A 20,660-nucleotide genomic window follows, 5' to 3' on the forward strand; every position below is an offset into this window, starting at 1 on the left:
AACCGTAAATACTATTTATGTCAAAAAATAACATAATTCTAACGTTTTTTATTATATTTTTAATAGCTAGTTGTGCTTCTTACAAAGCACAATATAAAGAAGAAGATAATAAAATTCAACAACTTCCAGATAAACCAATAGATAAGACTTTTTATCTTATAGGAGATGCAGGTAAGTCGCCAATTAATGGCTATTCTAAAGGATTAAAAGCTTTTAAAAGTTTTATTAAAAATAAAAATACTAAAAATACTTATGCAATATTTTTAGGAGATAATATATATCCTGCAGGTTTACCTGATGAGGATGATGAAGACTATTCTGAAGCTAAAAACAACCTACAAGCACAAGTTAATAGTTTAGATGGTTTTGAAGGAGATGTGGTTTTTATTCCTGGTAATCATGATTGGTATGCAGATGGAGTAAAAGGTGTAAAACGACAAGAAAAATTTATAGAAGATGCATTGGGTAAAAACACCTTTCAACCAGAAAATGGTTGTCCGTTAGAAGATTATGATGTTGGGGAAAACACAAAGCTTATCATTATAGATACACAATGGTATTTGGAGAATTGGAATGATAATCCTACGATAAATGACAAGTGTGAAATAAAAACAAGAAAGCGTTTCTTTTTAGAACTAGAAGGCGAATTTAAAAAAGCTCAAAATAAACGTGTTATTGTTGCAATGCACCATCCAATGTATACCAACGGTACTCATGGTGGATTTTACGAAAAATCAAAGCACTTATACCCAACGCAAAGCAAAATTCCTGTTCCTATCCTAGCGTCGTTTTTAGTACAAGTAAGAACGCAAGGTGGTGTATCTATTCAAGATCGTTATAACGAAAGGTATAATGAGTTAATGAGTCGTGTAGAAACCTTAGCTTTAGAGTATGATAATATTGTCTTTGCATCAGGACATGAACATACCTTGCAATACATAGAAAACGATGGTATTAAACAAATTGTTTCTGGTTCTGGAGCAAAAGAATCTGGTGCAGCATTAAGTAGAAATGGTTTGTTTGCTTACGGTAAGCAAGGTTTTGCAACATTAACGGTTTATAAAGACGGAGAAGCTTGGGTTAGCTATTACGGCGAAGAAAATGAAAATCCTAAATTATTATTTACACATCAAGTTTTTGAACAACGCAAACAAGAATTTGATGTTTCGACTTTACCAGATAATTTCCCTCAAACTATAAAAGCATCAGTTTACACTAAAGAAGAAACTGATAAATCTGGTGTTTATGAAGCCTTTTTTGGAGAGCGTTATCGTGATTTATATAGTACAAAAATAGATGTGCCAGTTGCAACATTAGATACACTTTATGGAGGTTTAGAAATAGTAAGAGAAGGTGGCGGACATCAAACAAGATCCATAAGATTAAAAACCAAAGATGGAAGAGAATTAAATATGCGTGCATTGCGTAAAAGCGCAACGCAATATTTGCAAACAGTTTTATTTAAAGATAATTATCTAGAAGATGACTTTGATAAAACAACTGTAGAAAATTTAATTTTAGATTTCTATACAGCAGCACATCCATATGCATTTTTAGCAGTACCAGACTTGGCAGATGCAGCAGATGTATATCATACAAATCCAAAATTATATTATATACCAAAACATAAATATCTTGGAGATTATAATAAAAATTATGGAGGCGAATTATATATGATTGAAGAGCGTCCAGAAGAAAATTACACAAACGAACGTAATTTTGGATATGCAGATGATATAGAAAGCACACATGATATTATAGAGAAAATAAGAGATGACGAAAAATATAAAATTGACGAAAACTCTTATGTAAGAGCAAGGTTGTTTGATATGTTAATTGGTGATTGGGATAGACATCAAGACCAATGGAGATGGGCGCAATTTGATCAACCTAATGGAGACAAGCTATTTAAACCAATACCAAGAGATAGGGATCAAGTGTTTTCTAATTTTGACGGAGCAATACTTGATGTAACGCGTTTTCTGTCTGGCGCATCTAAGCAACTACAGGTTTACGACGATAAGTTAAAAGATGTAAAATGGATGAACAGTGCTGGCGTTAAATTAGATAAGGTTTTAATACAACAATCAGATAAAGACGTTTGGTTAAAACAAGCTAAATTTATTCAAGAAAATGTAACAGATCAAGTTATAGAAAAAGCCTTTTCAAAATTACCAGAAGCATCAAAAAACGAATCTTTAGCTGAAATTAAAAAGTTTTTAAAAGGTAGAAGAGATAACCTTAAAGATATAGCAGAACGTTACTATAAATATTTAAATGAATTGGTCATCTTAACAGGAACCGATAAAGATGATTTTATAGAAATTAACCGTATTGCAGATAATAAAACAAAAGTAACCATTTGGAGAAATAAAGACGGAGAAAAAGCAGACGTTATCGTAGATAGAGTTTTTGATAAATCGATAACAAAAGAGCTATGGATTTATGCGCTTGATGATGATGATATCATTGAAGTAAAAGGAAAAGCCAATAATCTAATTTTTACACGTATTATTGGTGGACAAAATAACGATAAGTACATTATAAAAAATGGTAGACGCGTTCATGTCTACGATCACAAAACTAAGCCAAATGAAATTGTTGAAAATAAAGGTGCAAAAATAAGCTTAACAGATATCTACAATAATAACCTTTTCGACTTTCAACGTAATATTGTAAAGTCAAATATATTAGCGCCAAGTATAGGTTATAATCCGGATGATGGTATTTTATTAGGTCTTCAAGATACGTACACGGTTAAAGGTTTTAGCAGAAATCCTTACACGCAAAGACATAAATTTAAAGCTGGATATTACTTTGCAACAAGTGGTTTTAGTTTAGATTATAGAGGAGATTTTGCAAACTTTACTAACGAATGGAATTTGCACATTACAGGTAAAGTAACTAGTGAGAATTTTACTAACAACTTTTTTGGATATGGAAATGAAACAGTAAACCTTGATGATGATTTAGGTTTAGATTACAACCGTGTAAAAACAAGTACTTATGCGGCAAGTTTTGGTTTATCAAAACGAGGTAATTTTGGTAGTGACTATGGGGTAAGTATACTTGCAGAAGCTATAGAAGTAGAAGAAACACCAGATAGATACATTGAGGTTTTACAACCACAAAACGCTTCAGAAGAATTTTATGGAAGAAGATATTTTGCTGGTGCACAAGGTGATTTTAAATATGAAAGTTTTGATAGTAAAATTACCCCAACAAGAGGTATGACGTTTAATATCTCTGCAGGAGCAAAAACAGAAATTGACAACAGTAAATATACATACGGTTTTATAGACAGTAATTTAGGGTTTTATAATGCCTTAACAACAAACAGAAAATTAGTGCTTAAAACAGATGTAAGAACACAAATACGTTTTGGAGACGATTTAGTGTTTTATCAAGCAGCTAATCTTGGTGGGCAAACAGGCTTAAGAGGGTTTAGATTACAACGTTTTACAGGACAACATAGTTTAGCCGGAAGCGCAGATGTACATTATAGATTAGGTTCTTTTAAAACAAAAACGTTACCATTGCAAATAGGTCTTTTTGCTGGAGGAGACGTTGGTCGTGTATGGCTTAAAAATGACGAATCCGATAAGTGGCATAATGACTTTGGAGGCGGATTTACAATTGCTGCTGCCGAGACAATAGCAGGTACCTTTAACTTCTTTAATAGTGTGGAAGGCTGGAGATTTTCCTTTGGGTTTGGTTTAAGTTTTTAATCAATTTAAATGAAAAACTACTTATTAAGCTTAATAAAATACATCTATAAATTAGAAGGTAAAATAGCCTTTTATCCAACATTTTATAGTGTTATTGGTCTCGCTATTTCATTTTTAACTTATGGTGCAGAAAATTTAGGGGTATCAGAGTATTTATATAAAAATATTCCGCAACTAATTATTAATAGCACAGACACTGCGCTAAATATTTTAACAACATTTATTGCTGGGTTAATATCTATAATGGTATTTAGCTTTTCTATGGTAATGGTGTTACTTAATCAGGCTTCAAGTAATTTTTCTCCAAGAGTATTACCAGGTTTAATTTCTAATAAGCGACATCAAAAAATATTAGGTATTTATAATGCTACTTTGCTGTACTGTATTTTTACTTTGGTACAAATAGAACCTAACCAAGAAAAATTTCAGCTTCCAGGATTTTCGGTGTTATTAGCAATTGGATTTATGACTGTTTGTTTAGGTGCTTTTATATATTTTATTCATTCAATTTCTGAAGAAATTCAAGTAAATAATATTATTTTAAACATATATAAAAAAGCTAAAAGTAGACTAGAAAAACTTATAGATTCTGAGGAAACTGATAATCTTAATTTCCCAGATTCAGAACAATGGAATTGTTACAATACTAAAACTTCAGGCTATTTGCAAGATATTGTCTTAGGTGTTTTGTTAGATTTTGCAAAAGCGCATAATTGTAAATTTGAAGTATTACCTATTAAAGGTAATTTTGTTTTAGAAGATGAGATTCTTTTTAAATGCAATAAAAAGCTAAATGAAGAAGAATTAAAAAAAGTTTATTCTTTGTTTAACTTTTCTAGTAGCCAGCGTATTGAAGAAAATTATGTTTTAGCTTTTAAACAAATGACAGAAATAGCTGTAAAATCTATGTCGCCAGGAATTAACGATCCAGGAACAGCGCTAATATGTATAGATTACTTAACACAATTATTTAATATTAGACTTAGTAAAAAGGATCAAATTATTTTATCTCAAGACGATATGGGTTGTGTAAAGATTAATTCGGTAAGCTTTAAGTCGCTTTTATATTCTGTAATAACACCTATAAGAACTTACTCTAAGCACGATATAGTTATTGTTTTAAAATTATTTTCTATGTTAGAATACGTATATCTTAACTCAAAAAATGAAGTGTATTCTAAAGCTATAAAAAAAGAAGCTAATTCTTTGTATAAAGATGCGAAGCAAGTTATTAAAAACGAAACTGATTTATCAAAATTAGAAACGGCTTTCTTAAAGTTTTAATACATAAATATTATTATCCTCTTTACCAGAATCTTCATCTGTTATAATTACTGTATTGTTATCTTTAAAGCAAATACCTTCTTTTTGAGAGTCGTGTTTAAAATCTACAGCTTCAACCTTTCCTTCAAAAAAGTTGTCGTCTTCAAAGTCTGTTAATTTCCATAATTTATCATGGTTAAGTAATACAACAGTTTTTCCATCATCACTAATATCTGCAGATGTTATTTTGTTGTGCTTTCCTTCTAAATTATATTCCGTTACAAGTTTTGCTACATGTGTGCCTAGCGTATTCGGAACTTTTAAAACTTTAAAATTTTTGGTTTCTTTAGTAAAAATGTAAAAGTTGTTATTTAACAAAAAGAAAGCCTCAAAATCTTCAGATTTTACATTTTTTGGTAAGGTAAAATGAATAGTATCTGCTGTAGCTTTATCTTTTACCGAATTTATATCTTCAATTTTATAAATAAAAAAATGATCCCTTTTTCTGTTGTTGTTTCCAAAATCACCGATATATAGATTTCCGTCGTCATCACTAGTAAGATCTTCCCAGTCTTCATTTTTAACGTTGCTTACATCTATATCTCTAACAATATTTCCTTTGTAGTCCATACCATACACATTGTTTTTGTTACCAGCATCTTCAATAGTCCAAACAATATTTGTGTGGTTAACTATTTCTGCAGCAGATGCTTCTTTTAAATCGCTATCAATGGACCCAACAACAGTAAGTTTTCCGCTTTGACAAGACATAAAAAGTAATATTAAAAAGACAGCAGGTTTTAACTTAAAAATCATAAATTGTAAATTGTTAAATGAGAATAGAATATAAGTATTGTTGTATTTATATTAAAAAATAGACTCATAAAAAAATTATAAATTAATGAAAAGTACCTTAAAAGTGGGACACAGAGGCGTAAAGGGTTACATATCAGAAAACACATTACCTTCAATACAAAAAGCATTAGATTTAAATGTAGACGGAATTGAAATAGATGTGCATCTATGTGCGTCTGGAGAGTTAGTGGTGTTTCATGATTTTACTTTAGATAGAATGACTAATGGTACTGGCGAAATCGGAAAACAAACTCTTAGTCAGTTACAAAACTTATTGGTAGATGGTAAGTATAAAATCCCAATGTTAACTGAAGTTTTGGACTTGATAAAAGCAAAATGTTTACTTAATATCGAGTTAAAAGGAGAAAAAACAGCGCTACCAACAGTAAAGTTGCTACATCAATATTTTGATAAAGGAACTTGGACTTACAATGATATTTTAATAAGTAGTTTTCAAAGAAAAGAGTTAGAAGCTGTTTATAATTTTGATAAAAAAATGCCTTTAGGTGTATTAACCAAAGCAAGTGTAAATGCCTCTATACGTTTTGCAAAAACAATAGAAGCAGTTGCAATTCATCCTAATTTTGCACTTTTAAGTAAAAATAACGTAAAAGAGGCTCAAAACGAAGGTTTTAAAGTAAATGCATGGACTGTTAATGATTACGAGTCTATTGAGCGTATAAAGTCTTACGGTGTTGATGCTATAATAAGTGATTACCCAGATAGAATATGAGGTATTTTGATGTAATAATAGTTGGTGGTGGCGCAGCAGGTTTTTTTGCGGCTATTAACATAGCAGAACAATATCCAGACGTAACTGTAGCTATTTTAGAAAAAAGTAAAGAAGTACTGTCTAAAGTAAAAGTCTCTGGTGGTGGACGTTGTAATGTAACGCATGCAGAGTTTATTCCTCAAGAATTAGTAAAAAACTACCCAAGAGGAGAAAAAGAATTACTAGGACCTTTTCATACATTTATGACAGGAGACACTATGGAATGGTTCGAAAAAAAAGGCGTACCACTAAAAATAGAAGAAGATGGGCGTATTTTTCCAGAATCTAACAGTTCTCAAACTATCATAGATTGCTTTCTTTACGAAGCAAAAAAACTTGGTGTTGAGGTTATTAAACAACAAGTTGTAACAAATTTTAATAAAGATGAATATTGGCAAGTCAATACCAAAACAGACTTATATTCTTGCGAAAAATTAATAATAGCAACAGGTAGTAGTACTAAGATTTGGACAGAATTAAATAAGCTTGGACATAATATCGTACAACCAGTTCCTTCATTATTTACGTTTAATATTAACGATTCTAGAATAAAAGAAATACCAGGTGTTGTGGCTCAAAATGTAACTGTAAAAGTGTTAGGGACTAATCTTGAGACTAATGGACCGTTGTTGATTACACATTGGGGAATGAGTGCTCCTGCTATACTAAAATTATCAGCTTTTGGTGCTGTAGAATTAGCTAAAAAGCAATATAATTTTCAAATTGAAATTAATTTTATTAACCAAGATTACGACGATGCTTTATCAACATTAAAACAAATAAAAATAGATCTTGCCAAAAAGGTTGTTGTTAATCACGCAATGTTTGATTTGCCAAAACGTTTATGGAATCAATTAGTTTTAGCTGCACAAATAAGCGCTGAAGCAAGATGGGCAGATATAAATAAATATCAATTAGAGCAATTGTCAAATCAGTTAACAAAAGCAATATTTAATGTAAAAGGTAAAAGTACTTTTAAAGAAGAGTTTGTAACAGCTGGCGGAATAGACCTAAAAGAAGTAAACTTTAAAAACTACCAAAGTAAGCTTTTTGAAAACTTATATTTTGCGGGAGAAGTCATTAATGTAGACGCAATTACTGGCGGATTTAATTTTCAAAACGCATGGACAGGCGCCTATATATTATCTAAAAACCTTTTTTAAATATGAAAACATATTTAGCCTTTTTAAAAGGTATTAATGTTGGTGGACATCATAAAATATTAATGAATGATCTTAGAGATTTGTTAAATAATTTAGGATTAAAGGATGTTAAAACATATATCCAAAGCGGTAATGTGATTTTTAAGACAGAAATAAAAGATAAAACAGTTGTAGAAAAACAAATAACTACTGCAATTAAAAATAAATACAACTATAACATACAAGTAATTGTAAAACAACCCAAAGAAGTACAGGCTATTTTAGATAACTCACCATTTATACAAGAGAAAACGCAAGAGAGTTATTTTTTTATATTAAAAAACTCTCCATCAGAAAAAAGTATTGATCAAATACAATCAATAAGTTATCCAAATGAAGAGTTTTTTGTAACAAGTAAAGTTGTTTATTTTTATTGTAATGCTGGATACGGAAGAGCAAAATGTAATAATACTTTTTTTGAAAAAAAGCTCAATGTTATTGCTACTGCACGTAATTACAAAACCATAAATAAAGTTTTAGAAATTAGTAAGGATGACTAGTGTTTTCTAACACAATCCCAAGCCATTTCTGTAACTTGCTTAATTTCTTTTTCTGATAATTCTATTGCACCCATTTCTTTAAGCTTTACAGCAGATGTAATACAACCAGAAGCTGTTTGCATTAATAATCTTAACTCTACATCGTTTCTAAGATGGTCTTCATCAATTCCTTTTTGAAAAAAATCTCTTAATCCAGCTGTGTATTCTCTAACAGCTTCAACTAATTCTTTTGGCATTAACGGTGGTACAGCAACAAACTCCATAAACTTAAAAGCTAATGGGTTGCCAATGTAATAGTTAAAAAGATTTAAGCAAATTGCTTCAAATTGAGTTTTAAAATCAGTATCAGGTAAATTAGCCATCAAAACAACACCATAATCTTGGTTAATCATTTTGTAAATTTCCTCTAAGATTTCTTGTTTGTTGTCAAAATAGTGGTAAATAGTACCAACTGCAACATTAGCCTCTTTTGCTACTTGTGACATAGGTGTAGCATAAACACCTTGTTTTACCACCAATTCTAGCATGGTAAAAATTATTCGTTGTCTTTTATCCATTTGGATACAAAAAATTTGATAAGGTGAAAGAAGTTTTTGGTTAATTTTGGGAGTACTTCCACCTTAAGTTAGTTAATTAAACATTTAAATTTACACAAAGTGAATAAATAAATCAATTAATTAAATTGAATGCCTATTCATTGTAAAACTACTAAAATTATAGAATAATAAAAACTATCTTTGTCAAAAAATAAATAATAAATGTTGATAGATCAGTTTTGTTTTTCATTAGATGTTAGTAAACTTAAGGAAGGAAGCGTGATTTGGGAATCTCCTAGCAATATTGCTTTAATCAAATATTGGGGAAAAAAAGAGCATCAAATTCCAGAAAATACATCAATAAGTTTCACTTTAAACCAGTGTAAAACAATTACAGAATTAACATTTGTTAAGAAAAATTTAACAGAAGAATTTTCATTTGATGTTCTTTTGGACGATCAAGCTAAACCAGAATTTAAATCTAAAATAGCTACATTTTTCAAGCGTGTAGAAGGTTATTTGCCATTTTTAAAACACTATCATTTTGTTATAAATACAAAAAATACGTTTCCTCATAGTTCGGGTATCGCTTCCTCAGCTTCTGGGATGAGTGCTTTAGCTTTATGTTTAATGGATGTCGAAAAATTACATAATCCACAAATGACACAAGATTACTTTAATAAAAAAGCGTCATTTTTAGCAAGATTAGGTTCTGGCAGTGCCAGCAGGAGTATTGAAGGACCAATTGTAGTTTGGGGTAATCATCCAGAAATTGAAGAAAGCAGCGATCTTTTTGGTGTTAAATATCCGTATAAAGTACATGATAATTTTAGCAATTTTAACGACACAATTTTACTTGTAGATAAAGGCGAGAAACAAGTAAGCAGTACTGTTGGTCATAATTTAATGCATGGACATCCATTTGCAAAAAATAGATTTATTCAAGCAGAAGAAAATATCTCTAAACTAAAATCTATTTTAGCGTCAGGAGATTTAAACGCATTTATAGAGTTAGTAGAAAGTGAAGCACTTACATTACACGCAATGATGATGACAAGTTTGCCTTACTTTATATTGATGAAACCCAACACACTTCAAATCATTAATAAAATTTGGCAATTTAGAAAAGAAACAGGTTTGCCAATTTGTTTTACATTAGATGCAGGAGCAAACGTTCATGTTTTGTATCCATCAAAAGAAGAAGAAAAAATATTAAAATTCATTAACACAGAGTTAGTTGCGTATTGCCAAAACGGTCATTATATTTGCGATAAAATTGGTTTTGGTGCTAAAAAGCAGTAAATTTATATAACCATTGCATTAATAGCTTATGAAAGGTCCCTTATTTTATTCTAAAATTTTACTTTTTGGTGAGTACGGTATCATCAAAGATTCTAAAGGATTATCGATACCATACAACTTCTACAACGGAGCGTTAAAAAAAGATAATAACTTGTCTAAAGAAGCTAAAGCATCTAACGAAAGTTTGAAACGTTTTGCTGACTATTTATCCAATATTAATAAAGATTTAGTGACTTTTGATATTGATGCACTAAATCAAGATATAGCGCAAGGTATGTTTTTTGACTCTTCAATACCTCAAGGTTATGGAGTAGGAAGTAGTGGCGCTTTAGTGGCTGCTATCTATGATAAATATGCAGATGAAAAAATTACTGTTTTAGAAAATTTAACAAGAGATAAGCTATTAAAGTTGAAAGCTATTTTTTCTGAGATGGAATCTTTCTTTCACGGAAAATCTTCAGGATTAGACCCATTAAATAGCTACTTAAGCTTGCCAATTCTTATAAACTCTAAAGAAAATATTGAAGCAACGGGCATACCAACTCAAAGTACAGATGGTAAAGGTGCTGTGTTTTTATTAGATTCTGGTGTTGTAGGTGAAACTGCACCAATGGTTTCTATTTTTATGGAAAACATGAAACAAGAAGGTTTTAGAAACATGCTTAAAGACCAATTTATAAAACATACGGATGCTTGTGTAGAAGACTTTTTAAAAGGAGATATTAAATCTCTGTTTAAAAATACAAAGCAATTATCTAAAGTCGTTTTTAATCATTTTAAACCAATGATTCCTGCACAATTCCATGAGCTTTGGAAAAAAGGTTTAGAAACCAATGACTACTATTTAAAACTATGCGGTTCTGGAGGTGGCGGTTATATTTTAGGATTTGCTCCAGATTTTAAAAAAGCAGAAGAAGCTTTAAAAGATTATAAATTAGAAGTGGTTTATAACTTCTAAAAATTATCATAAGCATAATTTACTTTAATTATATGCTGTCCAGAAAACAAAAACATGTGTTGCTTAAATTTTTCAGCATGTTTTCTGTGGTAAGAGGTTATAATATTTTAGTAATAATTGTAGCGCAATACTTAGCGTCCATTTTTATTTTTGCACATGATAAATCAGCAAAATCTGTTCTCTTAGATTTAAATTTATTAATGTTAGTTTTAGCATCTGCTGCTGTTATTGCTGGTGGATATATTATCAATAATTTTTACGATTCTGAAAAAGACTTAATCAATAGACCAAATAAATCTATGTTAGATAGGTTGGTTAGTCAAAATACAAAACTGTCCTTATATTTTGTGCTAAATTTTTCAGCAATAGTTATGGCTAGTTATGTGTCTTTTAAACCAGTCTTATTCTTTTCTGTTTATATATTTGGGATCTGGTTTTATTCTCATAAACTAAAAAAAATGCCAATAGTAGGCAATTTAGTGTCAGCTATTTTAACAATAACGCCCTTTTTTGTCATTTTTGTGTATTACAAAAATTTTGATAATGTAATATTAATGCATGCATCATTTTTGTTCTTAATACTTTCAATAAGAGAACTTACCAAAGACTTAGAAAATATTAAAGGAGATTTAACGCTTAACTACAGAACAATTCCGATAGTTTATGGAGAGGCTACTTCAAAAAAAATGATTAGTGTTTTGGTTGCGCTTACATTAATACCTTCATATTTTTTAATTACACAGTATAATATTGGTAAGATGAATTTTTATTTCTACATCTGTGAAATCTTATTGATAGTCTATTTATTTCTGCTCTGGAAATCTAAAACAAAGACCCATTACTTGTGGTTGCACAATATCTTGAAATTCATTTTATTGGCAGGTGTTTTAAGTATTGTTTTAATAGACTATAATGTAGTTATAGAGCGTATTTTGTGAAAAATTCGTTGTAGCTTTGCAAAAAAATAAATTATGAGTAGACATCAAGGTGCAAATGATAAGAGAAAAAACTCTGGAAGAGGCAGAGGAAACTCTAAAAGCAAAACTTATGCAAGAGGTAACGCGCCAGTAAAACCTAAAAAGGTTTCTAAACAGGCGTCTTCAGATTCTGACTTAATCAGATTAAATAAATACATAGCTAACGCAGGTATATGTTCTCGTCGTGAGGCCGATCAACATATAGCAATGGGTCTGGTAACTGTAAATGGTAATATCGTTACCGAAATGGGTTACAAAGTAAAGTTAGATGACGAAGTGCGTTATGATGGAGCAAGAGTAAGTCCAGAAAAAAAGGCATATGTTTTATTAAATAAACCAAAGGGTTTTGCAACAACAACTAGTACAGATAAAGGTCGTACTGTTATGGATTTGGTTGCAAATGCAACAAGCTCTAGAATTAAGCCAATTGGTCGTTTAGGACGAAACTCAACAGGATTATTATTATTTACAAACGATGAAAAGATTGTAAAAAAGTTTACAAATTCTAAAAATGGCGTATCAAGATTATTTCATGTAGAATTGGATAAAAACCTTAAACTTGAAGATTTAAAGAAAATTCAAGAAGGATTTAAAGTAGACGATAAATTAATTACAGTAGAAGAGGTTAGTTATATTGATGGTTCTCCTAAAAAAGAAATAGGTATTAAAATTAAAAATACAGGTAATACAATTTTAAGAACCATTTTTGATCATTTAAAATACGATATTGTAAAAATTGACTGTGTAGCAATTGCACATCTAACCAAAAAAGATATTCCTCGTGGTAATTGGAAGATCTTAACAGAGCAAGAAGTAAATACATTAAAAATGTTATAACAAAAAAGCCAACTTTTACAGTTGGCTTTTTTTATTTTTCTTTCTTAAATCCGTAGGTGTTTTGACCAATAAAATCTTTAGGAAATTGGTCGTCACCTTCAAAACCAATTTCAATGGTACCACTATCTTCTGGTACAAAATTAGTTTTAAATATATAATCCCATAAGCTTAAGCTAATTCCGTAGTTAATACCATGTCTACCTTCTGGTATAGTGTAAGCATGATGATAAAGATGCATTACAGGATTATTAAAAATATATTTTAAAGGACCATAGGTTAGCTTTATGTTAGAATGATTTAGGTGACCAATAGTAATTGCAATAAAATGAACGATATAAGCTTGTTCAGGTTCAAAACCACCAAGAATCATAACGCCAAAAACCTTTAAAGGTTTGTATAAAACGTTTTCCATCCAATGGTAGCGTAAATGTGCAGCAAAACCCATTTCTTTAACGCTATGATGTACTTTATGGAAATTCCATAAGACTTCATAACGATGAAGTAGCACGTGTGTAAACCATTGTACAAAATCTAAGATCAAAAAGAAAACAAGTAGTTGTAACCAAGGCGACCAATTAGAAATATTTATTAATGCTAAGCTTTGAGTAGTTATATTAAATTCTGCAAAAAACAAACTAATAATTTTATAAAAGCCACTTATAACTATAGAAAAAACAAAAAAGTTAAAAAACATATAGAAAGCATCTAACCAAAAGTCTTTTCTAATAATAGCTTGGTTTTTTCTCCATGGGAAAACAATCTCTAATCCCCAAACAAATAAAGATATAAAGATTAGTCCCCAAAAATAATTTGTATACCAAGGGACTTCAAAAATTATAGATTTATAAGTCCAATTAACCGTTCCTAAAAAAGAGTTAATAAAAGCGTCTAAATATTTTTCCATTTATAAATTATGAAACTTGAATTTTAGTCGTGCAAAATACTAAATCTTACAGGTGTTTTTTGTGATTTTTGTTACAATTGAAAAAAAACAAAAAAAAGTTTTGCGTGTCAAAAAAAAAATTACATTTGTCACGCATTTAGCTGAACATTTTGAAAACTGTTTCTATGTTCGGGCTTTTGAAAATTAGGAAGTCATATTCAAAAGCAGCTTACAGATTAAGTGACCGAATTTTAAAGCTAACTTCCGCATTTACTTCAATTTATGCTAGTCAGCATCAGCTTGGCTTTGTGCCAACTTATGACTTAAAAATCCAAATTTGATATAATTCTTATTATTTTTTTAACAGTAAATTTATACTGTTTTGGTAACTTTTTAGAAAATTTATAAAAAATAATAATGAAAACTAAATACATAGATTTAATAAGTCAAACTTTTGATTTTCCTCAAGAAGAGTTTGATTTAAAAAATAAAACATTACAATTTCATGACGTAGATTTAATGAAGTTGATTGAGGAATATGGTGCGCCATTAAAATTTACTTATCTACCTCAAATTTCTAATAATATCCAACGCGCAAAGCAGTGGTTTGCTAACGCGATAGATAAGCATAATTATAAAGGTAAATACAACTATTGTTATTGTACAAAAAGCTCTCACTTTAAACATGTTTTAAATGAAGCTTTAAAAAACGATATTCATATAGAAACATCTTCTGCATTTGATATAGATATTGTCGAAAATCTTAAAAAAGAAGGAAAAATTACTAATGATACCTTTGTTATTAGCAATGGTTTTAAACGTGAGCAGTATGTAACTAACATTGCTAGATTAATTAATAATGGTCATCATAATTGTATCCCTATAATTGATAATTATGAAGAAATTAATCTACTATCAGAAGAAATTAATGATAACTTTAAAGTAGGTATTAGAATTGCATCAGAAGAAGAGCCAAAATTTGAGTTTTATACCTCTCGTTTAGGTATAGGTTACAAAAATATTGTACCATTTTATAAAAACCAGATTAAAGATAATCCAAAAGTAGAGCTTAAAATGCTTCACTTTTTTATAAATACAGGTATAAGGGATAATGCATATTACTGGAACGAGTTAATCAAATGTTTACGTGTTTATGTTAGCTTAAAAAAGATATGTCCAACATTAGATAGTTTAAATATTGGAGGTGGATTTCCTATAAAAAACTCGTTAGCTTTTGAGTTTGATTACGAGTATATGATAGATGAAATTTTAAATCAAATACAAACCATTTGTGATTTAGAAGGTGTAGATGTGCCAAATATTTTTACAGAATTTGGAAGTTTTACCGTAGGTGAAAGCGGAGGAGCAATCTATCAAGTGTTGTATCAAAAACAACAAAATGATCGCGAAAAATGGAATATGATAAATTCGTCTTTCATAACAACATTGCCAGACACGTGGGCAATTAATAAAAGATTTATTATGTTGCCTATTAACCGTTGGCAAGATAGTTACGAGCGTGTATTGTTAGGCGGATTAACATGTGATAGTGACGATTATTACAATAGCGAGCAGCATATGAATGCTATATATCTACCAAAATATAACGTAGATAAACCATTATATATAGGCTTTTTTAATACAGGCGCTTACCAAGAAACCATAGGAGGTTTTGGAGGATTACAACACTGTTTAATACCAAGCCCAAAACATATCTTAATAGATAAAGATGATGATGGAAACATCAAAACACAATTATTTTCAGAACAACAAAAAAGTGAAGACTTACTTAAAATTTTAGGTTATGCAAACTAAAACGTATGCAGGAATTCCAGAAGAATTCGCAAAATTAGAAAAAGCAAAAGTAGTGTTAATACCTGTGCCTTATGACGGTACAAGTACTTGGCAAAAAGGAGCAGATAAAGGTCCGCAAGCCTTTTTAGATGCTTCTGAAAACATGGAATTATACGATATAGAAACTGATACAGAAGTGTATCAGCAAGGTGTGTTTTTGGCAGACGCTGTAACAGAGAACAGTAGTCCAGAAGCAATGGTAGATGCTGTGCATCAAGCAACAAAAAGATATATTAAAAAAAATAAGTTTGTAACTATTTTTGGTGGTGAGCACTCGATATCTATTGGGACAATTCGTGCGTTTAACGAGATGTATCCAAACTTAACAGTGTTACAATTAGACGCGCATGCAGATTTACGTAAAGAATACGAAGGATCTAAATGTAATCATGCTTGTGCGGTTTACGAAGCAAGCCAAACAACAAATCTAATTCAAGTAGGGATTAGATCTATGGATGCTATCGAAAAAACCGTAATGGATGAAGATAAAACTTACTTCGCTCATGAAATGGTAGAAGATAGCACATGGATGGATAGTGCAATTGACCAAATGACAGATAACGTATTTATTACAATAGATTTAGATGTGTTTGATCCTTCAATTATGCCAAGTACAGGTACGCCAGAACCAGGTGGATTATTATGGTACGAAACCCTAGATTTTTTAAGACAAATATTTGAAGAAAAAAATGTAGTAGGATTTGATATCGTAGAGCTTTGTCCAAATAAAGATGAAAAATCTTCAGACTTTTTAGCAGCTAAACTATATTATAAAATGTTAAGCTATAAGTTTTTAGATGAAAATATAGACGACGAATACGATAATAATTACGAAAACAAACAAAAAAATAACAGCACAAAATACAACGAAGACGATGAGTACTAAAGGACCAATTTCTCAATTTATACAACATCATTATTTACACTTTAACTCTGCAGCTCTTGTAGATGCAGCAAAAGGATACGAAGCGCAATTAAACAACGGTGCAAAAATGTTAGTATCTCTTGCTGGTGCAATGAGTACTGCCGAATTAGGTAAAAGCTTTGCAGAGATGATCCGTCAAGACAAGGTTCAAATAATAAGCTGTACAGGTGCAAACCTTGAAGAAGATATTATGAATCTTGTAGCACATTCTCATTACAAACGTGTACCTAATTATCGTGATTTAACACCGCAAGACGAGTGGGATTTATTAGAAAAAGGATTAAACCGAGTAACAGATACTTGTATACCAGAAGAAGAAGCATTTAGAAGACTGCAACAGCATATTTATAAAATATGGAAAGATGCAGAAGCAAATGGAGAGCGTTATTTTCCGCATGAATATATGTACAAAATGTTACTTTCTGGTGTGTTAGAAGAGTATTACGAAATAGATTTAAAAGACTCTTGGATGTATGCAGCAGCAGAGAAAAATTTACCAATAGTTGTTCCTGGTTGGGAAGATAGTACTATGGGTAATATTTTTGCAAGCTACGTATTAAAAGGAGAGCTTAAAGCAAGTACAATAAAATCTGGTATAGAGTATATGACCTTTTTAGCAGATTGGTATACAGAAAATTCTCAAAACGGAATTGGTTTCTTTCAAATTGGTGGTGGTATTGCAGGAGATTTTCCTATTTGTGTTGTGCCAATGCTATATCAAGATATGGAGCGAACAGATACGCCATTTTGGAGTTATTTCTGTCAAATAAGCGATTCTACAACTAGTTATGGTTCTTATTCTGGAGCAGTACCAAACGAAAAAATTACTTGGGGAAAACTAGATATTAATACACCAAAGTTTATTGTAGAAAGTGACGCTACAATAGTAGCGCCGTTAATCTTTGCATACCTTTTGGATTGGTAAAAATTTCCTATAACTTTAAAATATAAAAATACATACCCGAAAAAGTAAAATTATTCCATGAAAAAGCCTGACAACCTAAAACGTGTTATCGTAGACTTTAAAAAATTAACACCAGAAATCTTAAAGCTTTTAGTAGATAAGTATCCTGATGGATATGACGAGGATCATATTATCGAATTTAGAAATGCTAAAAATGAATTAGTAGAAGCTGTAGAAGTAACAACAGAAGACACTAAATATTTAGTAAAAGTAAGTACCAAGTTAGTACAAACTATGGAAAATTATGACGAAGATGATTACGAAGATTTTGATAGTGATGATCCAGAAGCAGTACAAGATCCAGATATAGAGCCTAGCGAAGAGCAGGACGAAGATTTTTAACAATGTATAAAGTTGTAGCTTATCAAATAGCTAGTAGTATAAACATTAAAGCTTGTAAACAGCAATTGTCTTGGCAATTGCTGTTTCAAGATAGTGACGAGCTATTTTACGAAATTGATCAACATGCATTTGTGTATGTTTTTCAATATGGTATGGTTAGTTTTTTTAATATGTCTGATAGTCAAATAACAGAAGTATTAAATACTTTAAAACCGCATACCAATAATTATTTCTTCGAAAAACTGTCTGAAGCAACAGAGGTTTTAATTAAGCCAAAAACATTAAAAGTCCAGTTTAATCACATAGAATTACCAACTCTTGATCAAGAAATGATAAGATTGGTAATGTTATACGCATCGCAAAGTGTAGCATTAGACAGATATTCTGAAATTACAGAAGAACTACTTGAGCAAACACATCAACATACATTATATCTAGAAAAAAAAGGAAAACTAGACATTTCAGGACATAAGCTAAAACGCTTCATAGGCAAGACGTTAAATATTAAAAACAAGATTTCTGAAAACTTATATATTTTTGATTCGCCAGAAATAACGTGGGAAAACGAGCAATTAAATAAATTAAATACAGATTTAAAACAGTCTTTTGACCTGCATGCACGTTATCGATTAATACATGAAAGAATCGAAATTATAAAAGAAAACCTAGAGCTTTTTAAAGATATAATGGACCATAGAGAAAGTAGTACTTTAGAGTGGATCATAATCATATTAATCGTAATAGAAGTATTCGATCTTTTTATAGCCAAATTTTGGTAACCTTATAAGATTTTACAAAGCGTACACAGTTCATCTTACCACACGTAATTACAAGGTATTGTAATACTAAAAGCAATCGGACTTGAGGTGGCAAATTTCCGAGCAAAATAAATCAAACTTAACTTTAATTATTTTTAAAATGAAGACAAAACTTATCGTTTCAGTTTTTGCATTAGTTGCTTATTTGTCAACAGCTTTTATAACGCCTTCAACGCAAAAAGCAATAAGCGGTACCTATGAAGGGACAGAAGAATTTAATTATGTGTTTACTGTAGAAGTAAAAGGCGAAAAGCAAACAATGAAATTTCAATATGTTTCAGAAGAAGTATTAGAAAATTATGATTTAGATACAGACGAATATATAGGTGAAGACTTTAAAATTACCTATCAAACATCAATAGAAGTTGTAGAAGACGAAGAAGGTAATGAAGAAGAAATAGAGGTGCTAACTATTACGGACTTGATGTTAAATCAGTAATTGTACAATCTATTTAAAAAAAAGACCGCTATAATGCGGTCTTTTTTATTTTACTGTTCAACTTCTATAGTGTTATTTAAATGGTCAATGTAGCCAAGTAACTCGTCTTTACCTATATTTTTACTTGAAGATGTTACGAAGTAATTTGGCATGTCTTGCCAGGTTTCAAGAAGTATGTTTTTATAATCTTCTATATGTCTTTCTATAGCTTTTGGTTTAAGTTTGTCTGCTTTGGTAAACACAATAGAAAATGGTATACCGTTTAAGCCTAAGTATTCCATAAACTCTAAATCTATTGGTTGAGGTTTGTGTCTAATGTCTACTAAAACAAAAGCGGTAATTAGTTGTCTTCGCTTTTCAAAATATTCAGTTATAAACTTCTGAAATACTTTTTTTGTACTTTTAGAAACGCGTGCATAACCGTAACCAGGTAAATCAACCAAAAACCAATTATCATTAATTAAAAAATGATTAATTAGTTGTGTTTTTCCTGGTCTTCCAGAGGTTTTAGCTAAACTCTTCCTGTTGGTTAGCATATTAATTAAAGAAGACTTACCGACATTACTACGCCCAATAAAAGCGTATTCTGGTAGCTTATCTTTTGGGCATTTAGCAACGTCAGAGTTGCTCATTACAAATGTAGCAGATTTAATATGCATTAGATTTATTTTTATTTCTGCAAAAAGGATAAATTAAAACTCACGCTTTTTTAACCAAGCGTATAGAATTTCATTAAAAGTTTCAGGGTGTTCCATCATTGCAGCATGACCACATTTGTCAATCCAGAATAGCTCTGAATCTGGTAAAAGACTGTTAAATTCGTCTGCAACTTCAGGTGGAGTTACAGTGTCATTTTTTCCCCAAATAATGCAAGTTGGTGTTTGCATTTTTGGTAAATCTTTTGCCATATTATGTCTTATAGCGCTTTTAGCGATAGCTAATGTTTTAATTAGTTTATTTCTGTCATTTACGGTTTCGTAAACTTCATCAACAATTTCTTTAGTTGCAACTTCAGGGTCATAAAACACATCTTGTGCTTTTTTCTTAATAACCTCATAGTCACTACGTTTTGTGTAGCCACTACCCATAGCGCTTTCATAAAGTCCTGAGCTACCAGTTATAACTAGAGCTTTAACTTTGTCAGGATATAATTTTGTATGATATAAACCAATATGTCCACCAAGAGAGTTTCCTAATAAAATAACATCTTCTAATCCTTTAAAATCTATAAATTCATGTAGATAGTTTGCAAAAGCCTTTACGTTTGTTTTAAGTAAAGACATTGTGTAAACAGGTAATTCTGGAATTATTATTTTATAACCTTTTGTGCTAAAATAGGAGGTTACGGCGTCAAAGTTACTAAGTCCGCCCATAAGTCCATGAAGAATAATAATTGGTTGTCCTGTGCCAACTTCTATGTAATTAAACTTTCCTTCTTTTTTAAGTTTGTGCGTCATTAACAGTTAGTCATTTGCTTAGCAACAAATATAGGTATTTCATTTAAA

General features: G+C 30.5%; 20 protein-coding genes. 15 read left to right on the forward strand and 5 right to left on the reverse strand.

The features are described from left to right. Window positions 1–17: 17 nt before the first annotated feature. Complete coding sequence (locus H574_RS0113010; protein WP_027880999.1) at window positions 18–3,728, forward strand: metallophosphoesterase; 3,711 nt, start codon at window positions 18–20, stop codon at window positions 3,726–3,728. A gap of 9 nt (window positions 3,729–3,737) precedes the next feature. Continuing rightward, window positions 3,738–5,012: a DUF2254 domain-containing protein gene (locus H574_RS0113015; protein WP_027881000.1), complete on the forward strand. Its 1,275-nt coding sequence runs from the start codon at window positions 3,738–3,740 to the stop codon at window positions 5,010–5,012. Here the strand turns inward: H574_RS0113015 and H574_RS0113020 are convergent. Beyond that, window positions 5,001–5,807 (reverse strand): hypothetical protein, encoded by an 807-nt coding sequence (locus H574_RS0113020; protein WP_027881001.1) that lies wholly within the window; start codon window positions 5,805–5,807, stop codon window positions 5,001–5,003. The genes H574_RS0113015 and H574_RS0113020 overlap by 12 nt on opposite strands. An 85-nt stretch (window positions 5,808–5,892) precedes the next feature. Here H574_RS0113020 and H574_RS0113025 point away from each other — a divergent pair, with 85 nt between their 5' ends. The 3 genes from H574_RS0113025 to H574_RS0113035 are packed head-to-tail and all read left to right on the forward strand — an operon-like array spanning window position 5,893 to window position 8,320. Next, complete coding sequence (locus tag H574_RS0113025; protein ID WP_027881002.1) at window positions 5,893–6,579, forward strand: glycerophosphodiester phosphodiesterase; 687 nt, start codon at window positions 5,893–5,895, stop codon at window positions 6,577–6,579. Next, window positions 6,576–7,781 carry a BaiN/RdsA family NAD(P)/FAD-dependent oxidoreductase gene (locus H574_RS0113030; protein ID WP_027881003.1) on the forward strand — a complete coding sequence of 402 codons (1,206 nt, stop codon included), beginning with the start codon at window positions 6,576–6,578 and terminating at the stop codon, window positions 7,779–7,781. The genes H574_RS0113025 and H574_RS0113030 overlap by 4 nt, the downstream gene beginning before the upstream one ends. 2 nt (window positions 7,782–7,783) lie before the next feature. After that, window positions 7,784–8,320 carry a DUF1697 domain-containing protein gene (locus H574_RS0113035; RefSeq protein WP_027881004.1) on the forward strand — a complete coding sequence of 179 codons (537 nt, stop codon included), beginning with the start codon at window positions 7,784–7,786 and terminating at the stop codon, window positions 8,318–8,320. Here H574_RS0113035 and H574_RS14495 read toward each other — a convergent pair. Next, window positions 8,317–8,877, reverse strand: a complete 561-nt coding sequence (locus tag H574_RS14495; protein WP_051169897.1) for a TetR/AcrR family transcriptional regulator — start codon at window positions 8,875–8,877, stop codon at window positions 8,317–8,319. The genes H574_RS0113035 and H574_RS14495 overlap by 4 nt on opposite strands. 201 nt (window positions 8,878–9,078) lie before the next feature. Here H574_RS14495 and H574_RS0113045 point away from each other — a divergent pair, with 201 nt between their 5' ends. From H574_RS0113045 to H574_RS0113060, 4 genes are read left to right on the forward strand one after another with little or no spacing between them, the layout of a single operon-like run. Beyond that, a complete protein-coding gene (locus H574_RS0113045; RefSeq protein ID WP_027881005.1) occupies window positions 9,079–10,158 on the forward strand; it encodes a diphosphomevalonate decarboxylase in 1,080 nt (359 codons plus the stop codon). A 28-nt stretch (window positions 10,159–10,186) separates the two neighbouring features. Beyond that, a complete protein-coding gene (locus H574_RS0113050) occupies window positions 10,187–11,116 on the forward strand; it encodes a mevalonate kinase family protein (RefSeq protein WP_027881006.1) in 930 nt (309 codons plus the stop codon). 32 nt (window positions 11,117–11,148) lie between these two features. Next, window positions 11,149–12,054 carry a geranylgeranylglycerol-phosphate geranylgeranyltransferase gene (locus tag H574_RS0113055; RefSeq protein WP_027881007.1) on the forward strand — a complete coding sequence of 302 codons (906 nt, stop codon included), beginning with the start codon at window positions 11,149–11,151 and terminating at the stop codon, window positions 12,052–12,054. Window positions 12,055–12,087: 33 nt separating this feature from the next. Further along, window positions 12,088–12,930 (forward strand): pseudouridine synthase, encoded by an 843-nt coding sequence (locus H574_RS0113060; RefSeq protein WP_027881008.1) that lies wholly within the window; start codon window positions 12,088–12,090, stop codon window positions 12,928–12,930. Window positions 12,931–12,961: 31 nt separating this feature from the next. Here the strand turns inward: H574_RS0113060 and H574_RS0113065 are convergent, their stop codons facing one another. Next, window positions 12,962–13,834 carry a sterol desaturase family protein gene (locus tag H574_RS0113065; protein ID WP_027881009.1) on the reverse strand — a complete coding sequence of 291 codons (873 nt, stop codon included), beginning with the start codon at window positions 13,832–13,834 and terminating at the stop codon, window positions 12,962–12,964. 396 nt (window positions 13,835–14,230) lie between these two features. On the opposite strand from H574_RS0113065, the gene H574_RS0113070 reads away from it, so the two are divergent. The 6 genes from H574_RS0113070 to H574_RS0113095 all read left to right on the forward strand — a co-directional run bounded on the left by H574_RS0113070 (window position 14,231) and on the right by H574_RS0113095 (window position 19,155). Beyond that, the gene (locus H574_RS0113070; protein ID WP_027881010.1) at window positions 14,231–15,628 is read left to right on the forward strand and encodes an arginine decarboxylase; all 1,398 of its coding nucleotides are present in this window, start codon (window positions 14,231–14,233) and stop codon (window positions 15,626–15,628) included. Next, entirely contained in the window at window positions 15,618–16,553 is a 936-nt protein-coding gene (gene speB / locus H574_RS0113075; RefSeq protein WP_027881011.1) for an agmatinase, read from the forward strand. Before H574_RS0113070 ends, speB begins: the two co-directional genes overlap by 11 nt. Next, window positions 16,543–17,517, forward strand: coding sequence for a deoxyhypusine synthase family protein (locus tag H574_RS0113080; RefSeq protein ID WP_027881012.1), 975 nt, complete (start codon window positions 16,543–16,545; stop codon window positions 17,515–17,517). The genes speB and H574_RS0113080 overlap by 11 nt, the downstream gene beginning before the upstream one ends. A gap of 57 nt (window positions 17,518–17,574) precedes the next feature. After that, window positions 17,575–17,898: a hypothetical protein gene (locus tag H574_RS0113085; RefSeq protein WP_027881013.1), complete on the forward strand. Its 324-nt coding sequence runs from the start codon at window positions 17,575–17,577 to the stop codon at window positions 17,896–17,898. A gap of 2 nt (window positions 17,899–17,900) precedes the next feature. Next, window positions 17,901–18,677 (forward strand): RMD1 family protein, encoded by a 777-nt coding sequence (locus H574_RS0113090; RefSeq protein WP_027881014.1) that lies wholly within the window; start codon window positions 17,901–17,903, stop codon window positions 18,675–18,677. Between the two features lie 139 nt (window positions 18,678–18,816). Further along, the gene (locus H574_RS0113095) at window positions 18,817–19,155 is read left to right on the forward strand and encodes a hypothetical protein (protein WP_027881015.1); all 339 of its coding nucleotides are present in this window, start codon (window positions 18,817–18,819) and stop codon (window positions 19,153–19,155) included. Window positions 19,156–19,205: 50 nt separating this feature from the next. Here the strand turns inward: H574_RS0113095 and yihA are convergent, their stop codons facing one another. Continuing rightward, window positions 19,206–19,814, reverse strand: coding sequence for a ribosome biogenesis GTP-binding protein YihA/YsxC (gene yihA, locus H574_RS0113100; RefSeq protein ID WP_027881016.1), 609 nt, complete (start codon window positions 19,812–19,814; stop codon window positions 19,206–19,208). A 33-nt stretch (window positions 19,815–19,847) separates the two neighbouring features. Beyond that, complete coding sequence (locus tag H574_RS0113105; RefSeq protein WP_027881017.1) at window positions 19,848–20,612, reverse strand: alpha/beta fold hydrolase; 765 nt, start codon at window positions 20,610–20,612, stop codon at window positions 19,848–19,850. Between the last annotated feature and the right edge of the window lie 48 nt (window positions 20,613–20,660).

The organism is Mesoflavibacter zeaxanthinifaciens DSM 18436, assembly GCF_000422365.1.
GTDB classification, from domain to species: Bacteria; Bacteroidota; Bacteroidia; order Flavobacteriales; family Flavobacteriaceae; genus Mesoflavibacter; species Mesoflavibacter zeaxanthinifaciens.